General features: G+C 66.0%; 5 protein-coding genes. All 5 read right to left on the bottom strand.

The features are described from left to right. Positions 1-162 precede the first annotated feature (162 nt). A complete protein-coding gene (locus tag ACQR1Y_RS34550; protein ID WP_434880098.1) occupies positions 163-2,556 on the bottom strand; it encodes an autotransporter outer membrane beta-barrel domain-containing protein in 2,394 nt (797 codons plus the stop codon). Between the two features lie 227 nt (positions 2,557-2,783). After that, the gene (locus ACQR1Y_RS34545; protein ID WP_434880099.1) at positions 2,784-3,575 is read right to left on the bottom strand and encodes a transporter substrate-binding domain-containing protein; all 792 of its coding nucleotides are present in this window, start codon (positions 3,573-3,575) and stop codon (positions 2,784-2,786) included. A gap of 151 nt (positions 3,576-3,726) precedes the next feature. Continuing rightward, positions 3,727-4,119, bottom strand: a complete 393-nt coding sequence (locus ACQR1Y_RS34540; protein WP_434880100.1) for a hypothetical protein — start codon at positions 4,117-4,119, stop codon at positions 3,727-3,729. Between the two features lie 203 nt (positions 4,120-4,322). Continuing rightward, the gene (locus ACQR1Y_RS34535) at positions 4,323-5,321 is read right to left on the bottom strand and encodes a hydroxyacid dehydrogenase (protein ID WP_434880101.1); all 999 of its coding nucleotides are present in this window, start codon (positions 5,319-5,321) and stop codon (positions 4,323-4,325) included. A 28-nt stretch (positions 5,322-5,349) separates the two neighbouring features. Next, positions 5,350-6,450, bottom strand: a complete 1,101-nt coding sequence (locus ACQR1Y_RS34530) for an ABC transporter ATP-binding protein (protein WP_434858797.1) — start codon at positions 6,448-6,450, stop codon at positions 5,350-5,352.

Raw genomic sequence — 6,450 nt, 5'->3', positions numbered from 1 at the left:
AGACAAGCCAGCAGTGATCGAATACTGTCAGGAGTCAGCCCGGTTCAAAATGTCAGGGATCAACCCGGTCGGTCAGGCGCTGAAGCTTGTGAAGTTCTCGAGCACGTCTCGCGAGATCATCCGACCGCGCGAGGTGTGACGACGCCAGGATGGCGTCGCGCCTCAGAACGAAACGCGCAGCCCCGCGCGGCCGCTGACGACGTTCGAGCGGTCCGACAACGCCAGATATTCGGCGGCCGAGAACAGGGTCACGTTGCGGCTCTGCCATTCCAGCCCGAGGCCGCCGAAGCCGCCCCAGACGTTGGACTGGCCGGGGATCGCGAAGGGGATGGCTTGGCCGAGCAGGGACGCGTTGACCGTATTGCTGCCGACCTTATGGGTGCCGAGCAGGCCTGCGGTGATGCTGGTCGAGAGCACGTCGGTCGGCGCGAATACGACGCTGCGGGTCAGCTTCATCTCGCCGCGCTCCTCGAGCAGGCTCACGGTCTGGCCGTTCACCGTCAGCGGCGCGGTGGTGCCGGTCTCGGTGTAGCCGGCATAGGAGCCGTAGAGATAGCGCAGCCGGAACGACGGCGTCAGCGTGTAGGTGGCGCCGCCAAGGCTGCCGAGCCCCCAGCGGTGGCCGAACGTCGCCTCCGGGCTGACATACCAGCCGTTGAAGTTAGCGGCCGCCGTCTCCAGCCCGCCGGCGACGAGGTTGTTGTTGATGGTCCGGCTCGCCGTGTTGCGTGAGCCGCCCGCCTGCACGGCCGCATTCAGGAACGAGGCGCCGAGGTCGTAGCGCGCATAGGCGCCACCGAACACGAGATCGGCGTTGGTGGTGCCGAAGTTGAAATCGGCCGAGCTGCGGGTCTGGCCGCCGCCCAGGAAGGCGCCAAGCCGCAAGCCGGAACCGGCCTGCCAGTCGCCACCGATCATGCCGCCATAGAACAGGTTGGTCGTGCGCGGCAGCACGCCGTCCTGCTGCTGGATGCGCTGGCCGCCGAAGCCGCGGCCCCAGACAGCGCTACCGTCGCCGTAGACCACGGTGGGATTCTTGTAGGCCATGCCGGGGCTGGCATAGGCCGAGAGCCCCGACATCGCAGCGAAGGCATCGTCGATGCGGGAGGACGCTTCGGGCGCGGCGAACCCCAGCGGTGCGCCACCCGTCGCGCGGCTTCCGGTGAAGACCGGCACAGCGTCAGAGACGCCGCGGCTGAAGTCGTTCAAGGTGCGTCCCGTGGACGCAAACGAGGTTGGATCGATCGCGACGGCCCGGTTGCCGGAGACCACGAAGGGCGTGGTGCCGGTCACGGTCGCCCCGGCCAGCGTGTCGAAGGTGAGGTTGTGGTTGCCACCGCGGAAATTGACGGTGTCGCCGCCGCCGCCGAGGTTGATCGCCCCGATGATGCGCGAGCCGCGCAGAACGGTGAGGGTGTCGGCGCCGCCGGCAAACTGCAGCGCGGCCAGGCTGCCGGAGATCTCGCCGGAGTTGGTGACATTGGCCGTGCCGCTGGCCTGGATGCCAAAGCCCTGGCTACCCTGCGGAGTGACGCCGATGATAGTACCGGAGTTGACGATGGCGGCATTGTTGCCGGCGGAGATACCGATGCCGCTGCCCGCCCCGCCGGCGACCGCCGTGATTGTGCCGGAATTGGTCACCGTGGCGTTGCCGCCGGTGAGGAGGCCAATGGCCTGCTGGTCGCTGCTGACGACAATGCTGCCGGAGTTGGCGAGGGTGGCGTCCTGCCCGGACTGGATGCCGAAGCCGGAAGTCCCCCCGGTCACGGCGATGATGCCGGAGTTCGTCACATTCGCCGCGCCACCAATCGCCACCACACCACTGGCCTGGCCGGAGGCGCCGACCATGGCCGTCAGGGTGCCGGAATTCGCGATCCGCAGATCGCCGAGATCGGACAGCACACCGAAGGCCTGGCTGCCGTCGCCGCCGCTGCTCGCGAGGCGGCCCGAATTGCTGACGTCAACGTTGTTGACGCCGCGGACCGCGATGGCAGAGCCGTTCTGGCCGGTGCTACTGCTCAGCAGCGAGCCCGAGTTGACGAGGCGTACGTCCCGACCACCTAATACGCCGTAGCTGGAGCCGTTTTCGCCCGAACTGCCCGAGATCGTGCCGGAGTTCGTCACATTGGCGTTCCCGAAAGCGATGATGGCGAAACCCAGTCCGTTGGCGCCTGTGATGCCGGCGATCGTGCCCGAGTTGGCGACGAAGCCGTCATTGCCGGCATTGATGCCGTAGCCCAGCGTGCCGCCGAGCGTCGAGATCCCGGTGATGGCGCCAGCATTGACCACCGTGGCGTTCGCACCTGTGGTCACTCCCTGTGCTTGCTGGCCGGAGCCGGAAATAGTCCCGAAATTGGTCACATTGGCAGTCTGGGCACTCAGGCCGAAGCCGGCTGCGGCGCTGCCGGAGATGCTGGCTCCGCCACTATTGGTGACCGTCGCCGTCGCGTTATCCTGCAGCCCGGTGGCGCTTCCAGTCAGGGCAAGCGAATTGGTGCAGGTCTGATTGGTGCCGGTGGACTGGCATTGCTGCGCCAGCGCCGCGTGAGACGTCATCAGCAGCCCTCCCGCGAGCAAACAGCCCCAAGCACCCGAGTTCAGTCCCATCTCGCCCAGCGACTCCTCAGTCGTGCTGAGGAAGATGGGACACAGTTAGGGTTAACAGGTCGCTAACGAGCTCCGAGATGTAGGACGCTTGGATGTATCTGGATACGTCTTTCCGATCTCATGCACATGAGCGTGGTCCGCGCCCGACCGACGATCAGTCTCAACCCGGAGTCCGGTCAGTCGAACCAAGCCTTGTAGACAGCCTGATAGCTGCCGTTTTCCATCGAGATGTGCAGCCACTGGTCGACGAACGCCTTCAGTGCGACGTCGCGCTGCAGCCAGTAAGCCTTCTCGGAAAAGTCGAACGGCTTGTCGGGGTGGACGGCGCAGAGCACGCCGGGGTGCAGCTTCTGCTGGTAGCGGGTCTCCGAGGCGTCGGTCATCATCAAATCGGCGTCGCCCTTGGCGATCTCCTCAAAGATGGTGGTGTTGTCGTTGTGGACGCGGATGTCGGCGGCCTTGATGTTGGCGCGGGCAAAGCGCTCGTTCGTGCCGCCGGGATTGACGACCACGCGGGTGCCGGGCTTGTCGATGTCGGCGAGCGTCTGGAATTTCGAGGTGTCGCTGCAACGGGCGATCGGGGTCTTGCCCTCGCGCATGATCGGGGTGGAGAAGTAGCCCTTCTTCTGGCGGTCGAGCGTGATCGAGACGCCGCCCATCGCGACGTCGAACTTGTCGGCCTCGAAATCCTTCATCAGTTGCGGCCAGCTGGTGGGCACGAATTCCACCTTGACCCCGAGCGCCTTGCCAAGCGCCTCAGCCATGTCGACGTCGAAGCCGGAAAACTTGCCGGTGGCCTTGTCGAGATAGGTGAAGGGCTTGTAGTCGCCGGTCATGCCGACCCGGAGCGCGCCGCGCTGGAGGATCTCGTCGAGGCGGGAGGGCTGGTCGGCAGCCGCCGCGCCACAGAGCCCAACGACCATTGCAACAGCGGTGAGCGCGGCAAGCGCGCGATTCAAAAGTCCCATCTCGAACGACCTCGCTTGAACAGACTGGATCAGTCTTAGCCGAGGTCGGCGCGCGGGACGAGAGGCTGTCGCGGGGCGTCGCTGGGAGAAGCCGGCCCCTTTCATCAGGCCAGGAGAGAGGAGCGAGCCAAGCCGTCACGCCCGCCGCGGACTATCTCCGGGCCGGCCCCTTACCGATCATCTCGCTCTTCAGCAGCTCGAATCGCTCGACGGCTTCGTGGGCGCGGGTATCGACCATCTTGATGGCGGCCTCGGCCGACATCGGTCCGCTGCTCACGGCGATCGACGTCGGGCCGACGGTCTCGTCGACATAGTAGCCATCCTCGCCGCGGCGCGCGGTCCAGCGGAAGCGGATCGCGGAGATGGGGCCGGGGCCGACCTTGGTGTAGCCGTCGGCCTGATCGAACGGCACGACGGTCGCCACGTTCTTCTTCGCGCTACCGCCCGCGGCAGGTGCAGCCGCTCGCTCGTCGCCCTTCACGGACTCCGGCTTGTCGAGGATGCTCGCTATCGTTGCGAGGGCGTGCTCGGTGGCCACACTCATGATCGCCTCTATTCCTACCGGCGCGCGAAAAGACCCGCGTCGACAGTCACAGTTGTAGCCAAATCTCGGCGAGATGCAACAATACGTTAAAAGTTTGACAACAACGCGGTGGAGAAACAACTCCACAGGCCAGTGACGGGAACCCGACACCTGCGCGCGAGGACGCGCAGGCGTGGTCTCGTGCGCGACGCGCGCAGCCGTGCCTACAGCACGTCCTGATTGATCACGTTCTGCCGGATCGGATCGCCGTCGAGGACGCTCAGGATATTGCGCGCGGTCTGCTCGCTCATGCGATCGACGGCCTCGCGGGTGACGCCGGCGACGTGGGGCGCCATGATCACGTTGGGCAGCGCATGCAGCGCGTGGCCGACCGGCGGCGGCTCCTGCTCGAACACGTCGAGTCCAGCGCCGGCGAGCCGGCCCGAGGACAGCGCGTCGTACAGAGCGGCTTCGTCGATCAGGCCGCCGCGCGCGGTGTTGATCAGATAGGCCGTGGGCTTCATCAGCCTGAGGCGCGCGGCGTTGAACAGGCCGATGGTCTCCGGCGTCTTCGGGCAGTGGATGCTGACGAAATCGGCACGCGGCAGCGCGGCGTCGAGATCGGCGACCGGCTCGCAGCCGGCGGCGGTGATCTCGGCGGCCGGCTTGTAGGGGTCGTACACCAGCACCTGCATCTCCATCGCCAGGCAGCGCTTGGCGGTGCGGGTGCCGATGCGGCCGAAGCCGATGATCAGCACAGTCTTACCGTAGAGGTCGAACGGCAGCACGCCGAGGCGGGAGCCCCAGGTGCCGTCCTTCACCATCGCATGCATCTCGCTGGCGCGCTTGGCGAGCGTCAGCATCATGAACAGCGCCTGCTCGGCGACCGAGGGCGAGTTCGCGGTGCCCGCCACCATCAGCGGCACCTTGTGTCGCGAGAGGGCCGGGACGTCGACCGCATCGAAGCCGACGCCGATGCGCGTCACCACCTTCATGTCGCCGGCGGCAACGAGTTCCGGCTCGCCGAAGCGCGTCGCGCCGAGCGCGACGCCGTGAACCGGCGCGTGGGACTTCAACAGGTCGGAAAAATCCGCCGCCGAGATCATGTTGGGGAATTCGATCATCTCGACGTCGTCGCGCGCCGCGAGCAGCGCGCGCCCCCTAGCCGAGAAGGATTCCGTGACGAGGATCTTGTTCTTGTTGGTTGCCGTCCTGGTGGTCATGTCCTGCCCTTGAAGCTTCTTATGCTCGTCAGATGACGAGTCCTGAAGCCTCGTTTAGCAGGTGCATGTTGTTGAGGTCCATTGCCATACGCAGGGGGCTGCCATCCCGCGCGCCGGCATTGGGGCTGACCCGTCCGCACACCGGCGTCTCGTTGAGGGCGAAGTAGACCAGCGTCTCCATGCCCATCGGCTCGGTGACGTCGAGCATCGCCTCGAACGGCTCGAGACCGGGCTCGGCGTGCGGCCGGGTTTCGGTGATGTGCTCCGGCCGGATGCCGAGCAGCAGCCGGTCATTCCGCGACACGGATTGATAGCGCGCCGCGCGCGCCGGCGGCAGCGGGAAGCTGATGCGGTCGGTGAGGCGGATGTGCAACTGGCCGTTGGCCTCTTCCAGACGGCACGGCACGAAGTTCATCGCCGGCGAGCCGATGAAGCCGGCGACGAAGCGCGTCGCCGGGTTGTGATAGAGCTCGGTCGGCGTGCCGATCTGCTCGATGCGGCCCTTGTTCATGACGACCACGCGATCCGCCAGGGTCATCGCCTCGACCTGGTCATGGGTGACGTAGACGGTCGTGGTGCGCACCTTCTGGTGCACCTTCTTGATCTCGATGCGCATCTGCACGCGCAGCTTGGCGTCGAGATTGGACAGCGGCTCGTCGAACAGGAACACTTTTGGATTGCGCACGATGGCGCGGCCCATCGCGACGCGCTGCCGCTGGCCGCCGGAGAGCTGCTTCGGCTTGCGGTCGACGAGGTCGGCGATGTCAAGCATGCGCGCGGCCTCCGCGACGCGGCTCTTGATCTCGGCCTTAGGGTAGTGCTTCAGGCGCAGCCCGAACGACATGTTCTCGGCGACCGTCATGTGCGGGTAGAGCGCGTAGTTCTGGAACACCATCGCGATGTCGCGGTCCTTCGGCGGGACGTCGTTGACGACGTCGCCGCCGATCGAGATGTCGCCATCGGAGATGTCCTCCAGTCCCGCAATCATCCGCAATGTCGTCGACTTGCCGCAGCCGCTTGGTCCGACCAGCACGACGAACTCATGGTCGGCGATATCCAGATCAATGCCGCGGACCGCCTCGACCTCGTCGTAACGCTTCACGACCTTGCGCAAGCTCACTTCAGCCAT

Origin of the sequence: Bradyrhizobium sp. HKCCYLRH3099, assembly GCF_051167855.1 — a bacterium.
Classification (GTDB): domain Bacteria; phylum Pseudomonadota; class Alphaproteobacteria; order Rhizobiales; family Xanthobacteraceae; genus Bradyrhizobium.
Note: the sequence above shows the minus strand (reverse complement) of the source record. Positions and strands in the feature narration are given on the sequence as shown.

Bases quoted from the DNA above. Each gene is read 5' to 3' on its own strand.
- ACQR1Y_RS34535 (WP_434880101.1), bottom strand. From the start codon at position 5,321: ATGACCACCAGGACGGCAACCAACAAGAACAAGATCCTCGTCACGGAA.
- ACQR1Y_RS34530 (WP_434858797.1), bottom strand. From the start codon at position 6,450: ATGGCTGAAGTGAGCTTGCGCAAGGTCGTGAAGCGTTACGACGAGGTC.
- ACQR1Y_RS34550 (WP_434880098.1), bottom strand. From the start codon at position 2,556: ATGACGTCTCACGCGGCGCTGGCGCAGCAATGCCAGTCCACCGGCACC.
- ACQR1Y_RS34540 (WP_434880100.1), bottom strand. From the start codon at position 4,119: ATGAGTGTGGCCACCGAGCACGCCCTCGCAACGATAGCGAGCATCCTC.
- ACQR1Y_RS34545 (WP_434880099.1), bottom strand. From the start codon at position 3,575: ATGGGACTTTTGAATCGCGCGCTTGCCGCGCTCACCGCTGTTGCAATG.